Consider the following 26,669-nt stretch of genomic DNA (forward strand, 5'->3'; position numbering starts at 1 on the left):
GTCGCTTGCGGGCATGTTACAGAAGACCCCTTGCCGAAAACGGGGCGTCGGACAATCCCAAGATCTGAGCAATGGTTGGCGTGAACTCTTCAGCGGAGCCCCAGGCAATATTGCAAGGTTGCATTCCAGGGATGCTCAACAGGCATATCCGATCGTCCTCCGCGCTGCCCGGTCGAAAACCGTGGGTGGACAAGTATCGAGGTCTGCCCGTCGGGCCAGCTTCTTGCGTGTCTCCAACGGTCTCCTCGAAGGAGTGTCCAGGAGGTGCGACATAGGTCGCTATGCAATCGCGTTCATTTACCGGAACATGGTCGCTCGACCACGGCTCCACTTGGAAGCGCGCCAACAGTCCGTCTGCGATTCTGCGGTCATGAGCTCCGTCAACCAGGACATGGAGCGTCGCTCCTTCACTTTCCCAAAGCAAGTCAGGGATGATCGCATCCGGATAAATGGTTGTGTGGACGGCGCTATGTCCATGGTCACTTGCGACTACGATCGCGTAATCGTCTTTCCGCCCGACTCGCCTCAGTCCTTCGATGAGAGCGCCAATCATCATGTCGGCCGCGGCGATAGACCAATGTGCCGCCTCGCTTTCGTATCCGAACTGATGCTGAATCGAATCCGTCATGTCGATCTCGGTCAAAATGAGATCAGGCGGGTTCTCCGAGCAAGCCAGCGCTCCTGCAGCCCCGATCATGAGATGATCCGCGGCCAGGCCCGCAACGAGAGCAGTGCTCGCAACGGTGTCGCTACTGGACGGGAAGCCGAAGAGATCGAGCACGCCGGCGGCTCGCAACCGCCCATTTGGATCTTTGATCATGCGCGAGCGAGCGATGCGGTTTTCGGGCAGGCTCTTAAATGACCGGCTTCCCTGGAGAAACCCTCGTTCCCACCAGGCCGGCACGAAGACATCGCAATCGGCTGGGTCGATCAACCCAGCGCCGATGGACGCGACATCAAGCCCGCTATTTTTGGCAAGCTTTGCAATGGTCGGAACCCGCAGATCAGACGCGTCGGCGCAGACAAACGAGCCATCTCGCACAATGTGGTTTCCGTAGATCCCGTTCGCTTGAGGCGCCGCGCCGGTTAGCATGCTTGCGCGCCCCGGCATCGACGTTCCCGGCACCGTTGAGCGCAGGCGAGTGATGGACAGACCGTCTCCTGCCAAACGAAGAAGCGTCGGCAACCGATGTTTGTGCTTTTCGAAATAGTCCGCGCTTACGCCGTCCATGAGGATCAGAATCGCTTTCGTAGGAGCGCGCGGCTTTATCGAGGCAGGCGTCTGAAAACGAGCGGTAGGCCTGGATGGATTGGTGTGGGTCATGTTGCACCTGGAAGAGACCGATCGAAACCAAAGCCCCCTATAGGCTTCGGATGACGCCGGTATGAACGCATCACGGGATACTTCGAGCGCCAGTGGGTCGTTTTGATTTTGGGAATGGGCGCTTCTACGCGCTCTTTTTGCTTCCTTCAGAAGAAAGGAGTCCGAGATGGCCGATACGACCCGTGCTATTTTTATCCTCGATTTCGCAGGGCCAAAAATACATCTGTGGAGTGGCAGCTACGATGCACCGTTGGTTCCTATCAACGGTCAGCCGCTCTTGGACCGTCTCGTCAACGCCTGTGTCGAAAACGGCATTGAAGATGTCACTCTCGTTGAAAACTTGAGTAGCGGCACATTCGATGGGTTCCGCCTGCAGGACAGCACAAATACGCTTTCGTGGCACGACGCGCATGACGGCGATCTCATTGAGAAGTTCCGCCAACATGATGGCGATACTCTCCTGATATGGGGAACACCGCTTTTCGACAGTGAGGTTCTTGACGGTATCAATACCAACAAGGGTTTGCGCGGCTCCGCTTGGCGGCCCGACGCGCCGACCGGGATTTATCGATTGAGTGCTGATGTTCTACGCAATCTTCTGGCCGAAAGCCGCGCCGCGGCATCTCTGCATCAGGCCTTCAGCAGGTTAGTCGCGGGCCTGTCCCAGCTGGACGTAGCGTTGCCTGGCAATGTGCTGACTGCCGGCTCCAAGCTGCTCGATATTTGCGACGGTGTCGACGCATCCATCGCGGAATTTCGGTGTGACAAGGAGAACGTGCTGCGGCGTCTGGAAACGAGCGTCGGAGGTTATTGGCGCAAGCCAATCGCCGAGCACATGCTTCTTTGCAATACCCGCTTCCCTCCCAAGACTTTTTACGATCGGCTGGCGGCGAGGCTCGAAGGCGTGTTGACATGCTATCCTTCTCAGCAGATCGATATCGCTTCAGTTGTTGGCACGATGACCTCGCAGCAGCCGGACTTTATTGCAGTCGGAAACGGGGTGACCGACCTCATCCAGGCGCTCTATTCAACGCTGAACCCAACAATCGCGATTCCCGTGCCGACGTTCGCCGGCTTTCAAACACCTCTCGATGACGAACAAAAGAACAACTTCGTCCTCACCCCGCCCTATTTCGATCTCGACGTTCGAGCTTTCCTGGAATTCGTACTGGCGACAGGCGCGGATACGGCAATCGTTGTAAATCCAAACAATCCGACCGGTCGACTTGTTGATCATGCTGACGTGGCATGGCTGGCGGAGGCCCTAGGATCTCGAGGGCGACGGCTGATCGTGGATGAATCGTTCATTGATTTTCCCGCTGATGGCCGACCAAACAGCGTTGAGAATCTGGTTCCGTCCTGTGCCAATTTGATCGTGGTGAAGAGCCTTGGAAAGGTCTTCGGACTTGGCGGAATCCGGCTCGCCTACCTAATGGCTGGCGATCCCACCCTCGTTGCCGCCGTGCGCCGGAAACTGCCGCTGTGGAACATTAACGGCATTGCGGAATACACACTGTTCCTGCTTCCCGAATTCGCAGAGGAATTGGAACACAGTCTAGACATGTTGCGAGAAGATAGAGAGCTGTTCATCGAGGAGCTGCGGACGGTACCGGGCCTCGACGTCGTACCTTCGCAAACGAATTTCATCTTGTGCCGGCTGCCTGAAAATTCGCTATCCGCTGCCGAGCTCAAGCGCCGCCTCGTTCTGTTCGAATCCGTCCTCGTAAGAGAATGCGGCTATCAAGCCATGAACGACGCAGATCGATATCTGCGCCTGACGGTTCGAAGTCGGACGGAAAACGAAAGGCTGGCAAAAGCTCTGCGGCGCACCTTAAGCCGCTCAACGGCCTCTGAGAGTGACGCCCTGACGTGACATTTGCGCAGCGAACTGAATAGTCTTTTTTCGAATGCCGCGAGAGAGAGAAGCATGTCGCTTAGTTACAATCGTCATAAAAGGCTCGTTGAAATCATCCAGGCGAATGGCGAAGTGCGCATCCGAGATTTGATGCAGCGGTTCAATATTTCAGAAGAGACTGCGCGGCGGGATATCAAACGGCTCGAGCAGGATGGCTTGGTCGCACGGGTCCATGGTGGCGCGGTCGCAACGCAACAGCCAAAGCTGCTGGCCATCTCATCGCGAGCTGTTTCCGAGCGCGCGGAAAAAAGCACCATCGCTGAGATCGCCCTGGGTCTTCTGAAGCCCGGTCAGAATCTCTTCTTCGGGGGCGGCAGCACCATTCTGTCGTTGGCCAGCCGCATATCGGCCCTCCCGGAAATGCGCGTCGTCACCAACATGGTCGATACTGCCATCGCCGCGGCCGAAGGCTATCGGCATCGCGTTGTCATGCTGGGGGGCGATTTCAATGTCGATTTCCGGACCGTAACCGGATTCACCGCCTTGCGTACACTCCGCGAACAGCAGATCGACATCGCATTTATCGGCGTCAATGCGGTGCATCCGAATGGCGTCTTCGACCATGAACAGGTCGGACAGGAGCTTGCTGCGACGCTCTGCGAGCAAGCACGGAAAATTGTCATTCTCGCCGATCACAGCAAATTCGGCTTGTCGGCGCGCTACCGCATCCTGCCCCATTCGGCGATTACCGCGATCATCACCGACCGGAGGCCTGCATCGGACATGCTGGACAAGATCGAAGCCGCCGGTGTTGAAGTTCTATATCCGAAAAACCGTCACAACCCCGCACTGGTCTCTACTTGATCCTCTTCTTTCAGCCCGCACGGCTGCCCCAATCGTGAAACATTTTTTCCATTTATTTCAATAACCAACACAATCCGTCTCAAACCTGCAAAAAACCGTCACATAACCGCGCTATGTCTCATCCCGTCTCGGGAGCGGATTTCATTCGCTCCGATTGTCATCCCGACTGAAAGAGAGGGGATTTTGATATGCAAACGACACGTCGCAGATTTCTCGGCATGACCGCCATGGCGGCTGGCGCAATAGCATTGCCGAACACGATCATGGCGGCAACCGGCCGGCGGCCGAACCTCAATATTGCCGTTCAGGACCTGCGCACAATTCTGGAACCGGTGGACGGCTCCTCCATCGCCAACGTTTCCTGGCGGGTGCAATACAGCATTTTCGATCAGCTTTTACGGACCGACTACAACGACAATTTTCGCCTGAATTTCGCGCTCGCGACATCATTGAAGCAAATTGACGCCACGATCCATGAGATCACGTTGCGCGACAATGTGAAGTTTCATGACGGTTCCACAATGACGGCGGATGACGTTGTCTTCTCGCTCGGGCCGGATCGACTGCGCGGCGAAAATGCGCCGGGCGCGGCCGTGTTTGCCAACTTCCTCTCCTCGCTTGCCGATGTGCAGAAGATCAATGATCGCACTGTCCGTTTGATCACCAGGACAGAGGATCCGGTCTTCGCCCAGCGGCTCGGCGCGTGGGGCACGCAGATCATCAGCGCCAGAGCACGGGCTGGCGCCAGCAGCTATGACGCCTGGGCGGCGAAGCCGATCGGCACCGGCCCTTACAAGATCGGCGAGGTCCGCAATGGGGACGAGATCACACTGGTGGCGCACGACGAATATTGGGGAGGCCAGCCGCCATTTGCCTCGATCCGCTTCAAGCGGCTGCCGGAAATCGCCGCGCGCATCGCCGGACTGAAGTCGGGCGATTACGATATCGTCACAGACATCACTCCGGACCACATTGCCGAAATTGAGGGTGTCAACGGCCTCTCGATTGTTGGTGGCGAAGCCATGTGGTTCCGCTTTCTCACATTTGCTCCGCTCAGGACTCCCATCCTGAAAGATGTCGATCTGCGTCGCGCGCTCGCTCTCGCTATCGATCGCGGTGCGCTGGCGGACGGCCTCTGGGACGGCCGGGCGAAAGCGCTGACCAGCTGGCAGCTACCGATCTTCGGCGAGATCAACGACCCCAACCGCAAGGGGGTGTCCTATGATCCGGCGCAGGTCAAGGAACTGCTCGCCAAGTCATCCTACAGAGGTGAGGAAATCCCATACCCTTCCGTCGGCACCTATTATCCGATGCAGCTCGCCGAGAACCAGGCGCTTGTCGAGATGTGGAAGGCTGCCGGAATCAACGTCAAGCTGATCATGTGTGAAAACTGGACGCAGGTCGGCGACATTGGCGGCATCAATGACACGTCCGGCGGCGCCTTCTACGCCGATCCCGTTTCCATGCTGTGGCAGATTATCGGTCCGACCAATGACCTCCAGTCAACAGGCGGCTGGACCAATGCCGAGTTTAACGCGCGCGGTCACGAGCTTGAAACGACGACCGATCTCGCCAAGCGCCAGGCGGCCTTCAAACGGATGCAGGACATTGTCGAGATCGAGGACCCTTGCATCACGCCGCTGCATTCCATGCCCTTTATCTATGGGCAGCAGGCGGATGTCAGCTGGCAGCCCAACCCGTTGCCGCAAATGTATCTCGGTCCGAAGATGCCGCCTGAGCCGGTGGCCTGAGTTCCATGCTGCATAAGTCTTTCCAGAACAGCGCGGGCGCCGCGCTGTTGCCGGCTCATGGCGTCGGGGCTTCCGCCACCAAACCTGCCATCAGCATTGCTGGCTTGAGGGTGGCGTTCGGCGATGTGCCTGTGCTGCACGGTGTCGATCTCGCTGTGAACAAAGGCGAGGCCTTGGGTATCGTTGGCGAATCCGGCTGCGGCAAGTCCGTGACCTGGCGGGCGGTTCTTGGCCTGCTGCCGAAATCCGCCGAGATCGGGGGCGAGGCCAGGATTGGTGATCTCGATCTTGTGGGCGCACGACAATCCGTTTTGGATCGGGTGCGCGGCGGACGCATTGCCATGATCTTCCAGGATCCGGCCAGCGCGCTGAACCCGGTGCATCGCATCGGCGCGCAGATCACCGAAGCGCTTCGCCTGCACCGTGGCCTCAGCGGTGCCGCCGCCCGTGCCCAGGCCTGCCGCCTGCTCGACCAGGTCGGGATAGCCGCTGCGGCAAGCAGGCTCAACGCGTACCCCCACGAACTGTCGGGCGGCCAGAACCAGCGGGTGATGATTGCCATCGCGCTCGCCGGCCGGCCCGAACTGCTGATCGCCGATGAGCCAACGACCGCGCTCGACGCTACCGTGCAGGCGCAGATCCTGCTGCTGCTCAAAGATATTCAACGCGACACAGGCATGGCGCTGGTCATGATCAGCCATGATCTCGCCGCGGTGGCGGCCGTCTGTGACCGGGCATGCGTCATGTATGCGGGCCAGATCGTCGAAACGGCACCGAAACACACGCTTCTGACCGCGCCGCAGCACCCCTATACACGCGACCTGATCGGTGCCATTCCGCCCTCGCACGGTCCGCGCATGCGGTTGACCGCCATTGCCGGCGCGCCGCCACAACGCAATCTGTCGCCGGGATGCGCCTATGCGCCGCGCTGCCGGCACGCGATCGCGGCATGTCGCACGAGCCGACCGGAACCGCGGCAGGTCGCCGCGCGGCATTCGGTGCGTTGCCTTCGTTTGGACGCCGGCACGTATCAATGACCCTGCTGCGTCTCAACAACATCACCCGTCGCTTTCCGCTCGGCTCGCCACTCTACGGACCGCGGAAATATCTTGTTGCAGTCGATGGCGTGTCGCTGGATGTCGAGATGGGCCGGACGACCGGCATTGTCGGCGAATCCGGATGCGGCAAGTCCACCACCGGCCATATTGCGCTCGGTCTGGAGCCGCCGGACAGCGGAGGTGTGCTGTTTCAGGGTTTGCCGCTGCCGCGCATCGACAGCAACAGGTGGCGCGCGCAGCGGCGCCAGATGCAGCTGGTCTTTCAGGACACCTTGGCAGCGCTTGATCGCCGAATGACTGTCAGCGCTCTCATCGCCGAGCCGCTGGCGATTCACGGGATTGGCGATCCGGCAAGCCGCAAGCAACGTGTGGCCGAGCTTCTCCACGGCGTCGGCCTCGGCGAAGACCATGGCGTGCTCTATCCGCATCAGCTTTCCGGCGGCCAGCGCCAACGCGTCGTGCTTGCCCGGGCGCTCGCGCCAAAACCCTCGCTTCTGGTTTGCGATGAGCCGGTCTCGGCGCTCGACGTGTCCGTCCAGGCGCAAATCGTCAATCTGCTCATGGATCTTCAGCAGGAGCTCGGGCTCGGCCTCTTGTTCATCAGCCATGACTTGCGGGTCGTTCGCCATGTCAGCGACCGGATCGTCGTCATGTATCTTGGTCGCGTCGTCGAGCAGGGGCGCGCCGACGCCATTATCGATCAACCCGCCCATCCCTATACGCAGGCGCTCGTCTCGGCCATGCCGAGGCTTCCGGGCGGATTCGATCATTATGTGGCGTTGCCAGGCGAACCGCCGAGCCCCACCGATCGGCCGAGCGGATGCCCGTTTCATCCACGCTGTCCACTTGCGCGCGATGTCTGCCGCCAGAGCCTGCCCGAACTCCTGCCGCTAGGATCGGAACGGCAGGTCGCCTGCCATTTGGTGAGGCATTGATGAGTGCTGTGTTTCGTTTCGCCGGCCCCAAGATCCTGCGTGCCGGCCTGTCGATCCTGGTCGTGGTGACCTTTACATTCGTGGTGCTGCGGGCCTCTGGAGACCCGGCGCTGCAGATACTCGGTCCCAGCGCCCGCGCCCCGGATCTTGAGGCGTTTCGCCGGCATTGGGGGCTCGATCAGCCTCTGTATGTGCAATATGTTCGCTATGTCCTGGCGGCACTTCACTGCGATTTCGGGAATTCCATGCTAGCTGGAAAACCGGCCCTGCAGCTTGTGTTCGAGCGCGCGCCCCTGACATTGGCGCTGATGCTGCCGGCACTGGCGCTCACGATGCTGATCGGCATTCCGGTCGGCGCCTACGCCGCCATGCATCGCGACACCTGGGTCGACCGATCGGTGATGATGGTGACCGTGTTCGGCTTCACCGTGCCAAGCTTCGTGCTCGGGCTATTGCTGATCCTGATCTTTTCCGTGACGCTCGGCCTGTTCCCGTCCGGCGGCGCGGATCGGCCGGAAAGCTTCGTACTGCCGGTGCTCACCCTTGGTTTGGGCGGGGCGGCCATTATCGCGCGCTTCACGCGTAGCGCCATGATCGAAGTTCTGTCGCAGCTCTACATCGTGGCGGCCAGCGCCAAGGGCGTGACGTGGCGGCAGGTGGTTCGCCACCATGCCTTTCCGAATGCGATCATTCCTGTGCTGACGCTGTTCGGCCTGATGCTCGGCGGCCAGGTCGCGGGCGCCGTACTGGTGGAAAGCGTCTTCGGCTGGCCCGGCATCGGCCAATTGCTGGTGGTTTCGGTTGCGAACCGTGATCTCGCCGTGGTGCAGGTCATCCTCCTTCTCGTGGCGCTGACCATGACGTCGGCCAACCTGCTGATGGACCTGCTTTATGGCGTGTTCGATCCGCGCTTGCGTGGAACAAACTCAGGATCGCAATGAAAACGGCAACTGTAAAAACCAACCGTCCGCCGCCTCGCTCGGTGGACCTGCCGACACTCCTTGCTGTGGGCTGGGTTCTCCTCATGCTCCTCACGGCGCTCGCCGCGCCGCTGATGGCTCCCCATGAGATCACTTCCATCGACCTGCGCCATCGCCTGGCGCCGCCCGTCGGCTTTGGCGGAACGATGCTACACGTCCTGGGAACCGACGATCTGGGCCGTGACGTGGCCTCGCGTCTTTTCTACTCGATCCGCACCAGCTTGCTGGTCGCCTTCGGCGCCACTGCGATCAGCGTGTTGGTCGGTACCGGGATTGGCTTCATCGCCGCGTATTTCCGCGGGCTCGTCGAGCATGCCCTGCTGCTAATGATCGACGTACAGGCTTCGCTACCATTTCTAATCGTGGCGCTGGCAATGCTCGCCTGTTTCGGTAATTCGCTGACGCTGTTCGTCGCCCTGATGGGACTTTATGGCTGGGAGCGGAATGCGCGGTTGGCACGAGGACTGGCAATCACCGCCAGCGCGCAGGGCTATGCGAGCGCAACGCGCCAACTCGGCGCCCATCCGCTGCGTGTCTATCTGCGGCATATCCTGCCCAACAGCGCGGCGACGCTTCTCGTGGCGGCGACGGTGACCTTTCCGGAAATCGTCCTGGTGGAAAGCGGACTCTCCTTCCTCGGCCTCGGCGTCCAGCCGCCGATGACCAGCCTGGGTGTCATGGTCGCGGCCGGCCGCGAGTATATCACCCGCGCCTCCTGGATGCTGCTCGCTCCAAGCCTCGTCATTGTCATCACGGCCGTTGCCGTTAGCGTCCTCGGCGACTGGTTGCGCGATAAGCTCGACCCGACCCTCAAATAACGGTTTCCCAATGCAAAGGAGCTGATCTCCACACTTGTCGACGGCTACGCTCTTGCACGGGACGGGGTGCCGAACCTTCGCCCGCGGCCGGTATCGACGTAACCGGAATACAGCATATGGATCTCGTCGCGGGCCCGCGTCAGGCCAACATAGAACAGCCGTCGGCTTTCGCGTCGCGCCGCCGGCTGCTCGTTGCGCCAGGGCAAACCGCCCAGATCGAGTCCCGCCATGATCACGACATCATATTCGCAGCCCTTTGCCGAGTGCGGCGTCAACAGATTAAGATGGAGAGGCGACGCGTCGCGTCCACCGAGGCTCGCCAGATCCAGGTCGGCGAGCGGCCCGCCGACAGCGAGCGCCGCCGACATGCGCACCACCTGTTCGCGTTGATCGGCGAGGCTTTGCTCTGCCGCCATCAGCGCATCGAGCATTCCCGGCCGCAGCGCGCCGATTGGCGAAGTTTGTAATTTTGATCCGCGAAATTCGCACGGCGCCGTCCCCCCAGTTTTTTCTATTCGCGGATGTAATTGGCTCGCTCGGCGATATCGGCACATCGCGCCATCAGCGCTTCGAAAGGCTCCGCGTCTTCCAGAAGAAGCCCGTCGTTGACCATGCGGGCGTAGTCCTCTTCAAGCGCCTTCAGACCATCGCCTGCGGGCACAAGCCGCAGACCGCCGTTGACAGCCGCCGCGTAATCGATGGGCGTTCGATCGGGCGCTTTCTCGGCGAAGAACATGGTCTTGTGGCGCGCCACTGCGTTCGCCAGATCGCGATCAGCAAAGGCGGACGGGGTAAAACCGGTTTCGTCCAACCGCGCGACATCGTGCCAGTGACGAGCAAAGCGATCGCCGCGCAGGCGCTCCTGCAGGCAGAAGACATGGATGGCCGTCGCCTTCTCCCAGAAGGTTCGCTCCGCATGCATCACGCGTGGACGAGCCGTGGGAAAGGTCACGCCCTCGATCAGGCCAGACGCGTCGCAGGCGATGTCGCGCAAGCTCGCGGGCTCGCCCGTCGATCGTGCTCCGAATTCGAGGATCACGCTCGGCGCCACATAGCCGGAGCCAGCCGTCGCGGCTGCGTAATCGATGAACAGCTTCTCGCCCTCGACGCGGATGGCGGCCGCCAAAGCTTCAGCCGCGAGCGCATCTGCGATGATCGGCTGAACGCTTCCTTCAACCCAATTGGGCAGGCGCTTGCGCACCTCGCTGGACCAGCGTTTTTCCTCGCTACGGGTCTCCGGCAACGCTTCGCCGTCGTCGCCCACCAAGTCGGGTGCAATCGCCCGGATGTCGTATGTTAGGTCGACGTCCTCGGAAAACCGCTGGATAACCTGATAGGCTTTGGACAGCGACGTGCCGCCCTTGAACACCAGATGTTCGCCGAGCGCCGAGCCGTAAAGGTGGCGAGCGCCCAGACCACCCACACGTCCTTCTCGAGGAGATGCGCCGGCCGGCCGGACCGATCGGCCGCGCGCCGAGCGCCTCCCGCCGATCCTCGATCGGGAGGTGGAGAAAGGGATCAGCCATGTGCGGCCTTGCCCACGCTGCGCGCCATCCAGGTAGGAAGCTGCGGCGCTACCGCGACCAATTCGCTGAAGGCGCCCGGCGGGAGTTTCCGCTTCAGTGTCTGGAGGGCGGCCTCAGCCTTCTCCGGCCCAAGCCAAGCCAACGCTCGCACCGCCTCGCCAGCGGGCCGATGCGCCATGGCGAGCTGCCAACGAGGCGCGTGGCGAAGCTCGACGACCTGCTTGCCGAGGCTCATCTTCCGGGTGCGGCCGGAAGTCAGATAGACCGACCGGACCGGCACCTGTGTCGTGAGACCGAGGGTGTTGGCGGCAACGGCCCCACTCGTGACGATGATCTCCCCGCGCTGGCTGGCAAGCGCCTCGACCGCTTGCTCCACGGAGGGAGCCCGGGTGCCGAACCTGCTCGTGACCGGAAGGAGATAGACGCCGCGACCCGCCCGGATCAACTGCGTGCGCTCGGCTAGACGCGACAATGCCTGATCCACCGCGGCGCGATTCCCGAGGTGAAGCAAGCTCTTAGCTGCGACCGGCGTGCCCTCTGGCAGCCCTTTCGCGTGCGCAAGAATCTGTTCGGTCAACCGTTGCATGGCCATGCTCCTGTCAGAAATGTATGCGATTTTCTGACAGTTTTTCAAGGCGGGCAGCGACGGGCACCTGCAAGCGGAACCCGTCCAGCAGGCGTTGTGGTCAATCATCGCCGCGCGAATCGACCAATCCCTGTTTCGCGCCGTTCTCCGAACGAGCCTCGCCCGTCCTGGGGCCGACGCCCTCTGGTCGGCGCCGAGATATTTCTCTTGTCAGCGCAAGAACTCGACGCTGGTCAAAAAGTACCGTCGCGTAACATATATCGCGCGTCCCCCACCGATGCCATTCAACCGAAAGAGAGCACTGCCCGGACTGCCTGCACCTTGATCAAACCAAGTATTCTGGTTATATTACTGGAAATGAGAAATGAAGACTGTCTTTCTATTTAGATCTGTATGTTCCTTCTTGTTGTAGTTATGATGTATGTCGAATGTATTATGTATGTGTGTTGTAGTCGGAGGCAGCTATGAGCAGCTCGCAAAAACGCGCCATTCAAAACTATCGATCTCGCCTCAGCGAGCGCGGCTTGGCGCGCTTCGAGGTGCTTGGCCGCAATGCCGATCGCGACCTCATTCGATCTTTGGCTCGCCGCCTGGCCGAAGATGGACCGGATGCCTCTAGCCTGCGCGCTGCTGTCAGCCAGACCATCGCCGGCGAGCCACCCAAGCTCGGCGGGATTCTCGCCGCATTGCGTCGTTCGCCGCTCGTGGGAGCTGACCTCGATCTTTCCCGCCCCCATGAAGAGGGGCGGAAGATCGACCTTTGACACGCTACCTCCTCGATACCAACATCATCAGCGATGTCGTCAAATCGCAGCCTTCGGAATCGCTCCTGGCATGGATGTCGAGACAGCCTGACGAGGATTTGTTCATCGCTTCGCTGACCGTTGCGGAAATTCTTCGCAGGGTTCTGGAGAAGCCGCGCGGGAAAAAACGCGACGCACTCGACAACTGGTTCTCTGGGCCTGAGGGGCCGCAGGCGCTGTTTGCGGGCCGCATCCTCTCGTTCGACGACAAGGCAGGGCTGATCTGGGCGCGGCTGATGGCAGGAGGAAAACTGGCCGGCAAGCCGCGCAGCGGGCTCGACATGATCATCGCCACTGTCGCCGGAGCGAACGAGTGCGTGCTGGTAACGGATAACGAAAAAGACTTTGCCGGGCTCAAGGTCGTCAATCCGATACGCGGAGCGGTCTGATGCGGCGGCGGGTTAAGGAATGCTCGGGAGGGCAAGATGGCTGAAACTCAGATAGAGTGGACAGAATCCACTTGGAACGCTCGCGGATTTGGCTGATCCCCGCTCCTTCAGCGCGCCAAATCCAGCGGGACGAGCTCCCAGATGATCTACAGCCAAGGGAGGGTCTTCTCGAGCTCGGCGATCTTCTCGCTGTAGATGGCGATCTGCTGGAGGTAGAGACGACCAACGTCGCGGACGATCGGCTGGATGAGGCCTTCCTCGTCTTCGATTGCATCCGCAAGGCGCTTCACGTGGGCCGGGCCGTGTGGGGCGACGACCCCGTGCTTCGGCGAGGTGGCCGCGCAGGGCGTTTATCAGCTGCGTGCGCTGGCGCACCAAGAGGTCGCGCGTGCGGAAGATCATCGACCGCGCCTCTTGCTCCTCGGTTTTGACAGCCACGAAGCGCATTGTCGGCCTGAGGGCCGCTTCCGCGTGCCGCTTTACAAAGGACTTCACATAGACCGGCGGCAGGAGCCGGACCGCATGCCCGAGCCCGCCGATCGTACGCCCCCAGTCGTGGGCGGTCGCGCTTCCATCGCCACCGTGCACCGGGGCTGTCCGGCGAGAAACGGCAGCAACTGCGCGCGACAGCTTCTTGCGAAAGACAACCTTCCCGTCACTCGCCGCGCCGTGAACCTGGAAGACCCGCTTTGCGAGATCGTTTCCAATGATGGTAACTTCCATGGATGCCGTCTCTGTCTTGGTCGATTCTGGCAATCACCAAACTGGCACATTGCGATGGCGTCGGGAGGGGGCATCTACTCCATCAGATTTTGACAACTAGCTTCTTTCCGGGCTCCGCGGCCGACGTCTCACTCAACGCTATCCGACATCTCCTGTCGCCTTTGTCGGGCCCGCGACACAAGTTTATTTAGCCAATTTAATATTTTTGCCAAATGTTAAACAGCTGAAAAGCAATCATAAAATTTCTTCTTCGATCCAACCAGCCAAATTGGCACGAGTTTTGAAACGATTGGTGCGAGGCGGCGGGATCTGCCGACCGGCATTCAAGTCGCGGGTAGCCGCTATGGATGGAAAGAAGGAAGGAAAGCAACATGTCAGGCCTGCGTCAGATCGCATTCTACGGAAAGGGAGGCATCGGCAAGTCCACCACCTCTCAAAATACGCTAGCCGCCCTGGTCGACCTCGGACAGAAAATCCTGATCGTCGGCTGCGATCCCAAAGCCGACTCCACCCGCCTGATCCTCAACGCAAAGGCGCAGGATACCGTTCTGCATCTCGCCGCCCAGGAAGGTTCTGTGGAAGACCTTGAACTCCAGGACGTGCTCAAGATCGGCTACAAAGACATCAAGTGCGTGGAGTCCGGCGGCCCCGAGCCGGGTGTCGGCTGCGCCGGCCGCGGCGTCATCACCTCTATCAACTTCCTCGAGGAGAACGGCGCCTATGACAATGTCGACTATGTCTCCTACGACGTGCTGGGCGACGTGGTGTGCGGCGGCTTCGCGATGCCGATCCGCGAAAACAAGGCCCAGGAAATCTACATCGTCATGTCCGGCGAGATGATGGCGCTCTATGCCGCCAACAACATCGCCAAGGGTATCCTGAAATATGCCCATTCGGGCGGCGTGCGGCTCGGCGGGCTGATCTGCAACGAGCGCCAGACCGACCGCGAGCTCGACCTCTCCGAGGCGCTGGCCGCCAGGCTCAATTCCAAGCTCATCCACTTCGTGCCGCGCGACAACATCGTCCAGCATGCCGAACTGAGAAAGATGACGGTAATCCAGTATGCGCCGGACTCCAAACAGGCAGGGGAGTACCGCGCGTTGGCCGAGAAGATCCATGGCAATTCGGGCCAGGGCACCATCCCGACCCCAATCACCATGGAGGAGCTCGAGGACATGCTGCTCGACTTCGGCATCATGAAGACGGACGAGCAGATGCTTGCCGAGCTTCAGGCCAAGGAAGCGAAATTGGCCGTCGCTCAGTAATCGCCGCTACCGACAGGGGGCGCAGACCGTGACCTGACGCCCCTTTCTACGAAACAAGGCCTCGTCGGCGAGGCGTTACCCGAACCTTGAAAGGGGCAGGTCCCATGGGCCTCGACTATGAGAATGACGGCGCCTTGCATGCGAAGCTTATCGAAGACGTGCTGTCCCAATATCCAGACAAGGCGGCGAAGCGTCGCAAGAAGCACCTCAGTGTCGCAACGAGCAAGGACGAGGCCGGAGGGGAGGACAAGGGCCTTTCCGAATGCGACGTCAAATCGAACATCAAATCCATTCCGGGCGTGATGACAATCCGCGGCTGCGCCTATGCCGGCTCCAAGGGCGTGGTGTGGGGTCCGGTCAAGGATATGGTCCACATCTCGCACGGGCCGGTCGGCTGTGGGCAATATTCCTGGTCGCAACGCCGCAACTATTACGTCGGCACGACGGGCATCGACACATTCGTGACAATGCAGTTCACCTCCGACTTCCAGGAGAAGGACATCGTTTTCGGCGGCGACAAGAAGCTGGAAAAGATCATCGACGAGGTCGAGGACTTGTTTCCGCTCAGTGGGGGCATCTCGGTGCAGTCCGAATGCCCGATCGGCCTGATCGGGGACGATATCGAGGCAGTGTCGCGCAAGAAGGCCAAGGAGCACGAAAAGACGATTGTACCGGTGCGCTGCGAAGGTTTCCGCGGCGTTTCACAATCGCTCGGCCACCACATTGCCAATGATGCGATCCGCGATTGGGTCTTCGACAAGGACGATGTCCCGTTCGAGTCCGGCCCTTACGACGTCAACGTCGTTGGCGACTACAACATTGGCGGCGATGCCTGGGCTTCGCGAATCCTGCTTGAGGAGATTGGACTTCGGGTGGTCGGCAACTGGTCGGGCGACGCCACGCTCGCCGAGATAGAGCGCGCGCCCAAGGCCAAGCTCAATTTGATCCACTGCTACCGGTCGATGAACTACATCTGCCGGCACATGGAGGAAAAGTACGGCATCGCCTGGATGGAATACAATTTCTTCGGCCCCTCCCAGATCGAGGCCTCCTTGCGCAACATCGCCAAACACTTCGGCCCGGAAATCGAGGAGAAGACCGAAAAGGTCATCGCCAAGTACCGGCCCTTGGTCGATGCCGTCATCGCGAAGTACCAACCGCGCCTCGAAGGCAGGACGGTGATGCTCTATGTCGGCGGCCTGCGCCCCCGTCACGTCATCACTGCCTACGAAGACCTCGGTATGGTGATCGTTGGCACCGGCTACGAATTCGCCCACAACGACGACTATCAGCGCACCGGCCATTACGTGAAGAGTGGCACGCTCGTCTATGACGACGTCACCGGTTATGAGCTGGAGAAGTTCATCGAAGGCATCCGCCCGGATCTCGTTGGCTCCGGTATCAAGGAGAAGTACCCGGTACAGAAGATGGGCATCCCGTTCCGCCAGATGCACTCCTGGGACTATTCCGGCCCGTATCACGGCTATGACGGCTTCGCCATTTTCGCCCGCGACATGGATCTGGCCATCAACAACCCGGTCTGGGATCTCTACCGCGCGCCGTGGAAAAAGATGAAGGACGCGCCGCCGACGGCGGTCGCCGCCGAATGAGGACTGGCCTGCCTCCCTGGCAGGGAGGCCGATAAATGCTTGGGGCGCGCTCGATCCACGCGGGATGCCCTTTAACGCTTTGATGTCTCTGTGCTGCCGCTTGCCGCAGCCAGATGGAAAAGGTGACCACCATGCCGCAATCGGCCGAAAAAGTTCTCGACCATGCTCCCCTGTTCCGCGAGCCGGAATACAGACAAATGCTTGCCGACAAGAAACTGAATTTCGAATGTCCGCACCCTGATCAGATCGTCACCGATCAAGGCGAATTGACCAAGACTTGGGAATACCGCGAAAAGAACCTCGCTCGCGAGGCGCTTGTCATAAACCCCGCCAAGGCCTGCCAGCCGCTCGGTGCGGTGTTCGCGGCCGCGGGCTTCGAGCGCACCATGTCTTTCGTCCACGGTAGCCAGGGCTGCGTTGCCTACTACCGCTCGCATCTGTCGCGACATTTCAAGGAGCCTTCGTCAGCGGTTTCCTCCTCGATGACCGAGGACGCGGCAGTGTTTGGCGGCCTGAAGAACATGGTCGACGGACTCGCCAATACCTACAAGCTCTACGACCCCAAGATGATCGCCGTCTCGACCACCTGCATGGCTGAAGTCATTGGCGACGACCTGCGGAGCTTCATCGAGAACGCCAAGAACGAAGGCTCGGTCCCGAGCGACTTCGACGTGCCTTTCGCGCATACGCCTGCCTTCGTCGGCAGCCATATCGATGGCTATGACGGCATGGTGAAGGGCGTGCTGGAGCATTTCTGGAAGGGCAGCGAGCGCTCGCAAGCCGCTGGGACCATCAACATCATTCCAGGCTTCGACGGATTCTGCGTCGGAAACAACCGAGAACTCAAGCGCCTCCTCGACCTGATGGGTGTCACTTATACCGTCATTCAAGACGCCTCAGACCAGTTCGACACGCCGTCTGACGGCGAATACCGCATGTATGACGGTGGCACGAAGATCGAAGACTTGAAAGGCGCACTCAACGCGGAGGCGACACTGTCGCTGCAGCATTACAACACCCGCAAGACGCTGGAATATTGCGACGAGGTCGGGCAAGCGACGGCATCCTTCCACTATCCGCTGGGTGTCCAGGCGACCGACGAATTCCTGATGAAGGTCTCGGCGATTTCCGGCCAGGAGATCCCCGAGGCAATCCGGATGGAGCGCGGCCGACTGGTTGACGCCATGGCGGACAGCCAGTCATGGCTGCACGGCAAGAAGTACGCAATCTATGGGGATCCGGACTTCGTCTACGCCACGGCCCGCTTCGTCATGGAGACCGGTGGCGAGCCGACACATTGCCTCGCGACCAACGGGACATCGGCCTGGGAGGCCGAGATGAAGGAATTGCTTGCATCCTCGTCCTTCGGCCAGGATGCCCAGATCTGGGCGGGCAAGGATCTCTGGGCGATGCGTTCGCTGCTGTTTACAGAGCCGGTGGACCTGCTGATCGGCAATTCCTATGGCAAGTATCTGGAGCGCGACACCGGCACGCCGCTGATCCGGCTGATGTTTCCAATCTTCGACCGGCACCATCACCATCGCTTTCCCCTCATGGGCTACCAGGGTGGATTACGCGTGCTGACGACGATCCTCGACAAGATATTCGACAAGCTCGATCGCGAGACGAGCGAAACAGGCGTGACGGACTATTCCTATGACCTCACCCGCTAAGCCCGTGCCGGCCTTTCGCCGAGGCCGCCCATGCCCAATGGACTTCGGAGACTGACGCAATGACCTCGCTCAGTGCCAAGATCCAGGACGTTTTCGACGAGCCCGCCTGCGATACCAACCGCGGCAAGGATGCCAAGGCGCGCAAGGAGGGCTGCTCGAAGCCGCTGACCCCCGGGGCGTCAGCCGGCGGCTGCGCCTTTGACGGCGCCAAGATCGTCCTGCAGCCGATCACCGACGTTGCGCACCTGGTCCATGCGCCGCTCGCCTGCGAGGGCAATTCCTGGGACAACAGAGGCGCAGCTTCGTCCGGGCCAACCCTGTGGCGGACAAGCTTCACAACAGACCTCACCGAACTCGACATCGTGATGGGGCAGGGCGAGCGGAAGCTATTCAAGGCGATCCGCGAGATCAAGGAAACATATGCGCCGCCGGCAGTCTTCGTCTATTCGACCTGCGTGACGGCGCTGATCGGCGACGACATCGAGGCCGTGTGCAAACGCGCGGCCGAAAAATTCGGTCTGGCCGTGGTGCCGATCAACGCGCCGGGCTTGGCCGGCTCCAAGAACCTCGGCAACAAGCTCGCCGCCGAAGCGTTGCTTGATCATGTCATCGGCACGGTGGAACCGGACGACGCCGGACCCTACGACATCAACATCCTTGGCGAATTCAACCTCTCCGGCGAATTCTGGCTGGTGAAGCCGCTGCTTGATCGGCTTGGCATCCGGGTGCGCGCCTGCATACCGGGCGATGCGCGTTACATCGACGTTGCATCCGCGCACCGCGCCCGGGCGGCTATGATGGTGTGCTCGAGCGCACTGATCAATCTGGCCCGCAAGATGGAGGAGCGCTGGGACATCCCGTTCTTCGAGGGCTCTTTCTACGGCATAACCGATACCTCGGAAGCACTTCGCAACATTGCTGAGCTGCTGGTGAGGAAGGGCGCCGATGCGGAGATCCTCGATCGCACGGAGACGCTGATTGCTGAGCAGGAGGCGATTGCGTGGAAGAAGCTCGAGGCCTACCGCCGGCGGCTTCAAGGCAAGCGCGTGCTGCTCAACACGGGCGGTGTGAAGTCCTGGTCGGTCGTCCACGCGCTGATGGAGATCGGCATGGAGATCGTCGGCACCTCGGTCAAGAAATCCACAGTCGAAGACAAGGAGCGGATCAAACGGATCCTCAAGGACGAAAACCACATGTTCGAGCAGATGGCAGCGCGCGATCTCTACGCCATGCTCTCAAAACACAAGGCCGACATCATGCTGTCGGGCGGGCGTACGCAATTCGTCGCCCTGAAGGCCAAGACACCCTGGCTCGATATCAACCAGGAGCGCCAACATCCTTATGCCGGCTATGACGGCATGGTGGAACTTGTCCGGCAGATTGACCTCGCCATTCATAACCCGATCTGGGGTCAGGTGCGGGAGCCGGCGCCATGGGATTGCCAGCCTGCCAGGGAGGACGATCTGGCGAGCGCGAAGAACGGGACAGCGACTGTGAACGCTTTCAATGAATTCGCCGGCGCGATGGCTCACCGCTTCGGCGACCGATGAGGAAATTCGATGGTCCGCATCCTTCGCAAAATCAAATCAGCGGCGGTCAACCCGCTGAAGTCGTCGCAGCCGCTGGGTGCCGCCTTCGCTTTTCTTGGAGTCGAGGGTGCGATGCCCCTGTTCCACGGCAGCCAAGGCTGCACCAGCTTCGCGCTCGTGCTCTTCGTGCGGCATTTCAAGGAAGCGATCCCCTTGCAGACAACGGCGTTGGACGAGGTGGCAACCATACTCGGCGGAGCGGACCATCTGGAAGAGGCGATCCTCAACCTCAAAACCCGCACAAAGCCAAAGCTGATAGGGGTGTGCACGACCGCGCTGGTGGAGACCCGTGGCGAAGATTGCGCGAGTGATATCGCCAACGTCAAGCTGAAGCACGTGGAAGAGCTCGCGGGTACGGAGGTCGTGCTCGCCAACACGCCCGATTTTGACGGCGCGATCGAAGAGGGCTGGGCCAAGGCTGTCGCGGCGATGATCGAAGGGATTACACGGTCGGGCGAACGGACGCGGCAGCCGAAGAAGATCGCGATCCTGCCCGGATGCAACCTCACTGTCGCTGACGTCGAGCATTTGCGTGACATGGTTGAAAGTTTTGGTCTCAGGCCGGTTATTCTTCCGGACGTCTCCGGCTCACTCGACGGCACGGTTCCTGACCGCTGGGTAACCACTACCTATGGCGGCACCAGCGTCGAGGAAATCCGCGAGCTTGGCACGGCCGCGCAATGCATCGTCATCGGCGAGCACATGCGCCACCCGGCGAAAACGCTGCACGGGTTGACCGGCGTGCCTTACGCGGTGTTCCAGTCGCTGACCGGATTGAAGGCCGTCGACCGGTTCGTCTCGCTGCTATCGGCGGTTTCGGGCGCGGCGGTGCCGGCCCGGGTTCGCCGTCACCGGGCGCAATTGGAGGATGCATTGCTCGACGGACATTTCCATTTCGGAGGCAAGAAAATTGCGATCGCTGCTGAACCAGACCAACTCTATCAACTCGCAACCTTCTTCACCGGCATGGGCTGTGACATCGCGGCGGCGGTCACGACGACCGATCTGTCGAAGATTCTGCAGAAAGTACCGGCGGAGTGGGTTCAGATCGGCGATCTCGGCGATTTGGAAGCTCTTGCAGCGGGCGCGGATCTTCTCGTAACACATTCCCACGGTCGCCAGGCGTCGCGACGCCTTGGCATTCCGCTCATGCGCGTCGGCTTCCCGATCTTCGACCGGCTTGGCAGCCAGCACAAGCTCACAATCCTCTATCGGGGGACCCGCGACCTGATCTTCGATGTTGCCAATATCTTTCAGGCCAACCAGCACGCGCCGACGCCTGAGGCGCTTGATCCATTCCGGAAACGAGAAATGCCAGATGAGCTCCGTTCGTCGCCTCTCACTCGTCACTGACGAGGTTCACGCACCGATGACGGACCGACGGGCAGGCGCATTGCGCGTAGCCATCGCCACGCAAGACATGACGAATCTCAATGCCCATTTCGGGTCGGCCAAGCGCTTTGCTGTCTACGACGTGACGCGCGAGGAGTGGCATCTCGTGGAAGCCGTGGCCTTCGATGACGTTTCCGATGAGAGCGGGAAGCGTCGGACCGAGGGCGATGACCGCGTCACGCCGAAGGTGGAGGCGCTGAAGGGCTGCCATCTGCTGTTTTGTCTGGCCATCGGCGGGCCTTCGGCAGCCAAGGTTATTTCGGCAAAAATCCATCCAATCAAGGTGCCGCAGCCACAAACCATCCAAGAGGTGCTGTTGCGCACGCAGATGATGCTGAGAACGTGTCCTCCGCCCTGGCTGCGCAAGGTGCTGGCCGAAGCTGGTGTCGCCGAAAAGAAACCCTCCTTCGAGGACGAGGACTAAAACGAGGAAGTGCAAAATGTTTGAAGTCGCGATCAGCCCTGCTGTCAACGATGACGAGGCCGCCCTTGCCAGCCCATTCGTCAAATGCCTCGTGCGGCTGATCCGTGCTCAGGATACCCACGGGTCATGGGACGGCACAGCGGATGCCGAGTTGCTGGCCGACTTCATCGTCAGCAAGGAACAGCGCCGTACGATTCCAATAATCGGCGATCCCGATCCGGACGTGCTGTGGAGGCTCGACAAGTTTTACACTGCCGTCGCCCTTGCCATCGAGGAGCGCTCCGGCCTGATGGCATCGCCGATGATCGAAATGAGCCATGAGGGGTTCGGGCGCGTGCTTTTCACCGCCGGGCGGCTGGTCGTTTTGTCCAAGACCGTGCGCGACGTCCATCGGTTCGGCTTCGAGACGTTCTGCAAACTCGCCGCGGCCGGTACGAAACTGGTCGACGATGCCATCGCAGCCATCGACGCCTATCCCGAGGTGGCACGGGCATGAAACCGATTTTCGAGCAAGAGGGTCATGTCAGGCCTTGAGGAGCCGCGATGGCCAGCCCACGCGGCCGACGCGGTCGAGGCCAATTTGGTTCTCGGGGTAGCGCTGATGAAGCCACGCGTCCTGATCTGTTCGCAAGATGCGGAGTTCTATCTGTTCCTCAGCCACATACTGGAGGTGGACGGGTTCGTCAGTGAGCCGGCAGGCGGTGCGAAGGAAGCACTTGCAATGGCCGACGATCGCGACTTCCAGGCCGTGGTGCTGGACTGCGGTTCAACGAGCCTTACCGGGTCCGCAATCTGCGCCCGGCTCAAGCGGGAGCCCCGAACCGGCGGCCTGCCCATCATTGCCCTGATCGCGCCCGGCGCCGAGAACCAGCACCTCGATCTGTTGAAGGCCGGCATTGACGAGAGCTTTGTGCGGCCTGTGGCGCCGGCCAAGCTGCTCGATTGTCTGCGGACGAGGCTGGCGCTGCCGAAGCCGGGTTCAAACGCGATTGAAAACAACAGCTGGCTTTCCTATGGCAGCGTTGAGATGAAGCTCGATGCCCACCGGGTTTGCGGCAATGGCCATGACATCCATCTCGGACCGATCGAGTTCAACGTGCTGCGGCATTTGCTCGAGGCGCCCGGCAAGGTCTTCAGTAGGGACGAGCTGATCGGCGGGGCCTGGCCGGCCAATATCCATGTCGGTGTACGCACAGTCGACGTCCACATCAGTCGGCTCAGAAGGGCTCTGGAGGCGGCCTCGACGGGTATCGTCATCCGTACCGTCAGGTCGGCCGGCTACTCGCTCGAGAAGCTGGACGGCTGAATTGAGTGCCGAGTGTGGTGCCACTCCCTTTCCTCGCGCTGTGAGCCGGTCTTGCGGCCTGAAACGCCCTCAACGGATACTCAGGAAGAAACAGGAAAATGGGCTTTAAAACGGTACTCTGTTTGACCGGCGCTGACCATTCCGATCAGGACGTCAGAACTGCTGCCGGCTTGTGTGCGGAAATCGGCGCACACCTTTCCGTACTGATTATACCCGCTCCGATGCTCCTTATGTCGCATCGGCGGATCGGAGATGGTGTCTCCGAGTGGCCGGCAGGACGTGGACAGGCAATTGCCAGATTGAACGATCGGTTTCGGCAAATCGATCGATTTACACAGGACGCGGTCAGACTGGAAAGACACTCCAGAGATATCCAGAAACTGCTGGAATCTATGTCGCTCGCCTATGACGTTGACACCGACTATTACGATCCGGCCAGCCTCGGTGAAGTGGCACGACAGCGGGCGCTCTGCGCCGACCTCACGATTGTCGGACCAGGGCTCCTCAACGACGAGAATCTCGGACCTCCTGTGGTCAACGGCTGCTTGTTCGATACGGGAAAGCCGGTGCTCGTTGTGCCGAAGGGGGCTGAGGCGACGCTGTGGCCACGGCGCGTCCTGGTCGGTTGGGATTCGCGAGTCGAGGCGTCCCGTGCGGTTCGAGAAGCGCTGGGCCTCCTATGCGTTGCTGAGGAAGTTCGTGTCGCCCTGGTCGATCCGAAGGCCAACTACAACGGGAACGGCGCGGAGCCTGGAGCCGACATCGCTGCCTATCTCACTCGGCACGGTGCTCGGGTGTCGGTTGACCTCCTGCCAAGTGCCGGCAAATCGGCGGCCACGGTCCTTGCGCAGCACGCAATCGACATTTCTGCGGACATGATCGTCATGGGCGCCTATGGCAGCCGTCGGCTGCGTGAGCGGCTCTTTGGCGGTGTGACCAGATGGATCTTTGAAAAGCCGACATTGCCGCTGTTTTTGGCTCGATGACGGTTCCGGACCCGCACCGATGCTGTTCAAAGCTCTACTGTGACGCCTGCATTCATACGTAGAGGGGGCTCCATCGAAATAATCGATCTTACGAAGAGTAACGAACATGAAAAGCATTGCTCGGGAGGCGACGCCCGCCGGAAATCTCTCCAGTCATGCGCAAGGCGTGGAACGGCCAGAGCGTGACCAGTGTCAGCCTCGACAATGGCGACAGGCTGGAAGTCGGCATCGTCGTCAACTCAGCCGGGCCGAATGCCGGCGCGGTGGCTGCCATGGCGGGGCTGGTGTTGCCGGTCGAGCCGCGCAAGCGCAACGTCTTCGTCTTCGAGGCGCGCGACAAATATTCTGATATGCCGCTGCTGGTCGATCCCTCCGGCATCTATGTCCGGCCGGAAGGCTCGGTCTATCTCACTGGCGGCGCCGAACCGGAAGAAGGCGACGGCCCGGCCGACCCCACCGATTTCGAGGTCGACTGGCCGCTGTTCGAAGGTAAGCCTCCGGTGGGGGCCGCGGCCGCCTTGGATTGTCAGCGTGCCTGACTACGGCTTTTCTCGAAGCCGACCTTGCCGAGAGCGCGGCGTCTGGCGAGCTTTTTCATCCGGGTTTGGATTTCGTCTTCATCGGCATGTGCGGGATCGAACGGACGGCCGTGCCAGCGCTTGAGTTCGCGATGCTGCTCGTGCTTGGGATCGGCGATGGCGTCGAGGAACAGTTCGAAGCCGGGGATGCCGCCGACATCTTCGGGTGGGGCGCGGCCGGCGCCGTCGATGTAGCGGGGATACTCGGCGGCGGGATCGGCATCGGCGACCGCCTCGATCGTGATCGTGTGCCTCCAGTCGTCACCGAAGTCGTAGGTGTAGGTCAGTTGCATGATGCCGCGATCGACCAGCGAGCCGAGCCGCAAGGTCTTCGCCGAGTAGGTTTTATCGCGCAGGCTATCCCATTCGGGATTAGGGATGGCGTAGCGCCTTCCGTCGGCGCGGAACTCGAACAGGTGATAGTCGTCAAACGGCATGGCCGCCTGGATTACGTCGTGCAAGGCCTTGAGCGTTGCCGTCAGCGGCACCTCGGCGCGCCGCCAGATGGCTGGCTGCCAGTCATCGAGCTGGATCCTGATGCGGGCGATGCGATCGGCGTGGCTCATGCCGCCAATCTTGCAGATTGCGCCTTCCAGTTCCACGGCAGGAGTTCGGACAGCCGGCTTTGCGGCGTGTCGGCGATGCGGGCGAGCACATCGGCGAGCCAAGCCTGCGGGTCAGCATCATTGAGCTTTGCCGTGCCGATCAGGGTATACATGACGGCCGCGCGATCGGCGCCACGGTCCGACCCAGCGAAGAGCCACGACTTTCTGCCGAGAGCCAAGCCGCGCAGCGCCCGTTCGGCAGCATTGTTCGTCAGGCAGATGCACCCGTCTTCGAGGAAACGAGCGAAGCCCGCCCAGCGTTTGAGCATGTAGTCGATCGCCTGGGCGACCGGGGCGTGGCGCGAGAGCCTGGCACGCTCGCCACGCATCCATGCTTCCAGCTCGGCGACGAGCGGCGCGCTTCTTTCGGTCCTGACGACAAGACGCTGCTCGCCAGCCAAGCCGTTGATGTCGCGCTCGATGTCGAACAGGAGATCGATGCGTTTGACGGCTTCGAAGGCGATCGGCGAGATCGGCGGCGCGGCCTTTCCCCGACGAGCATTGGCGGCGATGTCGGCAAGCACGAAGAACTTGCGCCGCGCATGGCTCCAGCAGAGCGCCTCCGTCACCGGTCCGGGCTTGCGGTCGCGGAGGTAGAGCCGGTTGTAGCCGGCATAGGCGTCGGCCTGCAGAATGCCGGTGAACTGCCGTAGGTGCCGCTCTGGATGATCGCCGGACCGGTCGCGGGATGCGTAGAACAGGGCTGCCGGTGGTGATGCACCGCCGAAGGGCCGATCGTCGCGGACATAGATCCAGGCTCGACCGGTGGTCGTCTTGCCCTTCGCCAGGATCGGCACCGTAGTGTCGTCGCCGTGAAGCCGCTCTGCCGAGAGCACATGGTCCTCGATCAGCGCATGCAGCGGACGCAGCACCACCGCGCATGCGCCGACCTGATCGGCCAGCGTCGACAGGCTCAGCTCGATGCCTTCGCGGGCATAACGCTCACTCTGCCGGTTCAGCGGCTGGTGCTGGCCGAACTTCTCGAACAGCACCATGGCAAGCAGGTTCGGGCCGGCAAAGCCGCGCGGCGTGACGTGGAACGGCGCCGGTGGCTGCGTGATCGCCTCGCACTGCCGGCACGAGAACTTCTCGCGCACCGTCTGGATCACCTTCCACTGGCGCGGGATCACCTCCAGCGTCTCGGTGACGTCCTCGCCCAGCTTAGACAGCCGGACCGATCCGCAGCACGGGCAGCTCTCGGGTGCGGCAATTACCACGCGCTCGCGCGGCAGATGCTCCGGGAACGGCTTGCGCGACGGGCGCCGGCGCTCGAATGAGCGAACCGTCTGTGTCTGGGACGCCGCCCTCTCGGCAGCGAGTTCGTCCTCCGATGCGTCCGCCTCCAGATCCTCGAGCTGTAGTACCATCTGCTCGAGCAGCCTGGCCTTGCGTTCCGAACGGCTGCCATAGAGCTCGCGCCTGAGCTTCTCGATCTCCAGCTTCAGTCGTGCAATCAGCGCCTCCGTCCCGGAACTGACCGCCGCCGCGCGGGCGGCAAGGGCTTCGGCCTCAACGCGCGCGGCGCGCTCCGCGAGGATCATCGCGTGGGCGGCGGCGAGGTCGGAAGGGAGCGATTCAGCGGCGGACACCAATCGATGGAATCACATCCACCGCCATGTGCAAGGCCAA

Annotated in this window: 23 protein-coding genes and 3 pseudogenes; 19 read left to right on the plus strand and 7 right to left on the minus strand. The window is 61.1% G+C overall.

Features of this window, described 5'->3' with window-relative positions; translation table 11 throughout:
* Positions 1 to 16 precede the first annotated feature (16 nt).
* Positions 17 to 1,324 (minus strand): alkaline phosphatase family protein, encoded by a 1,308-nt coding sequence (locus Amn_RS05470; protein WP_199201500.1) that lies wholly within the window; start codon positions 1,322 to 1,324, stop codon positions 17 to 19.
* A gap of 166 nt (positions 1,325 to 1,490) precedes the next feature.
* On the opposite strand from Amn_RS05470, the gene Amn_RS05475 reads away from it, so the two are divergent.
* From Amn_RS05475 to Amn_RS05505, 7 genes are all read left to right on the plus strand, one after another.
* Positions 1,491 to 3,197: a pyridoxal phosphate-dependent aminotransferase gene (locus tag Amn_RS05475; protein WP_286295078.1), complete on the plus strand. Its 1,707-nt coding sequence runs from the start codon at positions 1,491 to 1,493 to the stop codon at positions 3,195 to 3,197.
* Positions 3,198 to 3,251: 54 nt separating this feature from the next.
* Positions 3,252 to 4,043 carry a DeoR/GlpR family DNA-binding transcription regulator gene (locus Amn_RS05480; protein WP_286295080.1) on the plus strand — a complete coding sequence of 264 codons (792 nt, stop codon included), beginning with the start codon at positions 3,252 to 3,254 and terminating at the stop codon, positions 4,041 to 4,043.
* A 218-nt stretch (positions 4,044 to 4,261) separates the two neighbouring features.
* Complete coding sequence (locus tag Amn_RS05485) at positions 4,262 to 5,794, plus strand: ABC transporter substrate-binding protein (RefSeq protein ID WP_286295082.1); 1,533 nt, start codon at positions 4,262 to 4,264, stop codon at positions 5,792 to 5,794.
* 5 nt (positions 5,795 to 5,799) lie between these two features.
* Positions 5,800 to 6,831, plus strand: coding sequence for an ABC transporter ATP-binding protein (locus tag Amn_RS05490; RefSeq protein WP_202330545.1), 1,032 nt, complete (start codon positions 5,800 to 5,802; stop codon positions 6,829 to 6,831).
* Positions 6,828 to 7,787 (plus strand): ABC transporter ATP-binding protein, encoded by a 960-nt coding sequence (locus Amn_RS05495; protein WP_199201504.1) that lies wholly within the window; start codon positions 6,828 to 6,830, stop codon positions 7,785 to 7,787. Before Amn_RS05490 ends, Amn_RS05495 begins: the two co-directional genes overlap by 4 nt.
* Entirely contained in the window at positions 7,787 to 8,728 is a 942-nt protein-coding gene (locus tag Amn_RS05500; RefSeq protein ID WP_010913600.1) for an ABC transporter permease, read from the plus strand. Before Amn_RS05495 ends, Amn_RS05500 begins: the two co-directional genes overlap by 1 nt.
* On the plus strand, positions 8,725 to 9,585 hold the full coding sequence (locus Amn_RS05505) for an ABC transporter permease (RefSeq protein ID WP_010913601.1): 861 nt from the start codon (positions 8,725 to 8,727) through the stop codon (positions 9,583 to 9,585). Before Amn_RS05500 ends, Amn_RS05505 begins: the two co-directional genes overlap by 4 nt.
* Before the next feature lie 44 nt (positions 9,586 to 9,629).
* Here the strand turns inward: Amn_RS05505 and Amn_RS05510 are convergent, their stop codons facing one another.
* The 3 genes and pseudogenes from Amn_RS05510 to Amn_RS05520 all read right to left on the minus strand — a co-directional run bounded on the left by Amn_RS05510 (position 9,630) and on the right by Amn_RS05520 (position 11,697).
* Positions 9,630 to 10,016: a 3'-5' exonuclease gene (locus tag Amn_RS05510; protein WP_286295085.1), complete on the minus strand. Its 387-nt coding sequence runs from the start codon at positions 10,014 to 10,016 to the stop codon at positions 9,630 to 9,632.
* Between the two features lie 80 nt (positions 10,017 to 10,096).
* Positions 10,097 to 11,111 (minus strand): annotated as a pseudogene (locus Amn_RS05515) (nucleotidyl transferase AbiEii/AbiGii toxin family protein).
* The gene (locus tag Amn_RS05520; RefSeq protein ID WP_044551219.1) at positions 11,104 to 11,697 is read right to left on the minus strand and encodes a DUF6088 family protein; all 594 of its coding nucleotides are present in this window, start codon (positions 11,695 to 11,697) and stop codon (positions 11,104 to 11,106) included. The pseudogene Amn_RS05515 and the gene Amn_RS05520 overlap by 8 nt, the downstream one beginning before the upstream one ends.
* A 464-nt stretch (positions 11,698 to 12,161) precedes the next feature.
* Here Amn_RS05520 and Amn_RS05525 point away from each other — a divergent pair, with 464 nt between their 5' ends.
* Positions 12,162 to 12,461 (plus strand): hypothetical protein, encoded by a 300-nt coding sequence (locus Amn_RS05525; protein ID WP_286295086.1) that lies wholly within the window; start codon positions 12,162 to 12,164, stop codon positions 12,459 to 12,461.
* Complete coding sequence (locus tag Amn_RS05530) at positions 12,458 to 12,889, plus strand: PIN domain-containing protein (protein WP_202296314.1); 432 nt, start codon at positions 12,458 to 12,460, stop codon at positions 12,887 to 12,889. Before Amn_RS05525 ends, Amn_RS05530 begins: the two co-directional genes overlap by 4 nt.
* 164 nt (positions 12,890 to 13,053) lie before the next feature.
* Here Amn_RS05530 and Amn_RS05540 read toward each other — a convergent pair.
* Positions 13,054 to 13,612 (minus strand): annotated as a pseudogene (locus Amn_RS05540) (transposase); the annotation flags it as partial.
* Between the two features lie 371 nt (positions 13,613 to 13,983).
* On the opposite strand from Amn_RS05540, the gene nifH reads away from it, so the two are divergent.
* From nifH to Amn_RS05590, 10 genes and pseudogenes are all read left to right on the plus strand, one after another.
* Positions 13,984 to 14,877: a nitrogenase iron protein gene (nifH, locus tag Amn_RS05545; protein ID WP_010913608.1), complete on the plus strand. Its 894-nt coding sequence runs from the start codon at positions 13,984 to 13,986 to the stop codon at positions 14,875 to 14,877.
* Positions 14,878 to 14,981: 104 nt separating this feature from the next.
* Positions 14,982 to 16,487: a nitrogenase molybdenum-iron protein alpha chain gene (gene nifD / locus Amn_RS05550; RefSeq protein WP_286295089.1), complete on the plus strand. Its 1,506-nt coding sequence runs from the start codon at positions 14,982 to 14,984 to the stop codon at positions 16,485 to 16,487.
* Positions 16,488 to 16,618: 131 nt separating this feature from the next.
* Positions 16,619 to 18,160 carry a nitrogenase molybdenum-iron protein subunit beta gene (gene nifK / locus Amn_RS05555; protein WP_286297875.1) on the plus strand — a complete coding sequence of 514 codons (1,542 nt, stop codon included), beginning with the start codon at positions 16,619 to 16,621 and terminating at the stop codon, positions 18,158 to 18,160.
* Between the two features lie 59 nt (positions 18,161 to 18,219).
* Positions 18,220 to 19,710, plus strand: coding sequence for a nitrogenase iron-molybdenum cofactor biosynthesis protein NifE (nifE, locus tag Amn_RS05560; protein ID WP_286295091.1), 1,491 nt, complete (start codon positions 18,220 to 18,222; stop codon positions 19,708 to 19,710).
* 9 nt (positions 19,711 to 19,719) lie between these two features.
* On the plus strand, positions 19,720 to 21,102 hold the full coding sequence (nifN, locus tag Amn_RS05565) for a nitrogenase iron-molybdenum cofactor biosynthesis protein NifN (protein WP_286295093.1): 1,383 nt from the start codon (positions 19,720 to 19,722) through the stop codon (positions 21,100 to 21,102).
* Positions 21,068 to 21,565 (plus strand): nitrogen fixation protein NifX, encoded by a 498-nt coding sequence (gene nifX, locus Amn_RS05570; RefSeq protein WP_010913613.1) that lies wholly within the window; start codon positions 21,068 to 21,070, stop codon positions 21,563 to 21,565. Before nifN ends, nifX begins: the two co-directional genes overlap by 35 nt.
* A gap of 16 nt (positions 21,566 to 21,581) precedes the next feature.
* A complete protein-coding gene (locus Amn_RS05575; RefSeq protein WP_096453648.1) occupies positions 21,582 to 22,061 on the plus strand; it encodes a NifX-associated nitrogen fixation protein in 480 nt (159 codons plus the stop codon).
* A 105-nt stretch (positions 22,062 to 22,166) separates the two neighbouring features.
* Positions 22,167 to 22,871 (plus strand): response regulator transcription factor, encoded by a 705-nt coding sequence (locus tag Amn_RS05580; protein ID WP_286295096.1) that lies wholly within the window; start codon positions 22,167 to 22,169, stop codon positions 22,869 to 22,871.
* A gap of 98 nt (positions 22,872 to 22,969) precedes the next feature.
* Positions 22,970 to 23,857 carry a universal stress protein gene (locus tag Amn_RS05585; protein ID WP_010913616.1) on the plus strand — a complete coding sequence of 296 codons (888 nt, stop codon included), beginning with the start codon at positions 22,970 to 22,972 and terminating at the stop codon, positions 23,855 to 23,857.
* A 173-nt stretch (positions 23,858 to 24,030) separates the two neighbouring features.
* Positions 24,031 to 24,345, plus strand: a pseudogene (locus Amn_RS05590) (FAD-dependent oxidoreductase); the annotation flags it as partial.
* 38 nt (positions 24,346 to 24,383) lie between these two features.
* Here Amn_RS05590 and Amn_RS05595 read toward each other — a convergent pair.
* Both Amn_RS05595 and tnpC read right to left on the minus strand, forming a co-directional pair.
* Positions 24,384 to 25,001: a plasmid pRiA4b ORF-3 family protein gene (locus tag Amn_RS05595; protein WP_286288506.1), complete on the minus strand. Its 618-nt coding sequence runs from the start codon at positions 24,999 to 25,001 to the stop codon at positions 24,384 to 24,386.
* Positions 24,998 to 26,581, minus strand: a complete 1,584-nt coding sequence (gene tnpC, locus Amn_RS05600) for an IS66 family transposase (RefSeq protein ID WP_286297879.1) — start codon at positions 26,579 to 26,581, stop codon at positions 24,998 to 25,000. The genes Amn_RS05595 and tnpC overlap by 4 nt, the downstream gene beginning before the upstream one ends.
* Positions 26,582 to 26,669: the final 88 nt, after the last annotated feature.

It is taken from the genome of Aminobacter sp. Y103A (assembly GCF_030294925.1).
Lineage (GTDB): Bacteria > Pseudomonadota > Alphaproteobacteria > Rhizobiales > Rhizobiaceae > Aminobacter > Aminobacter ciceronei.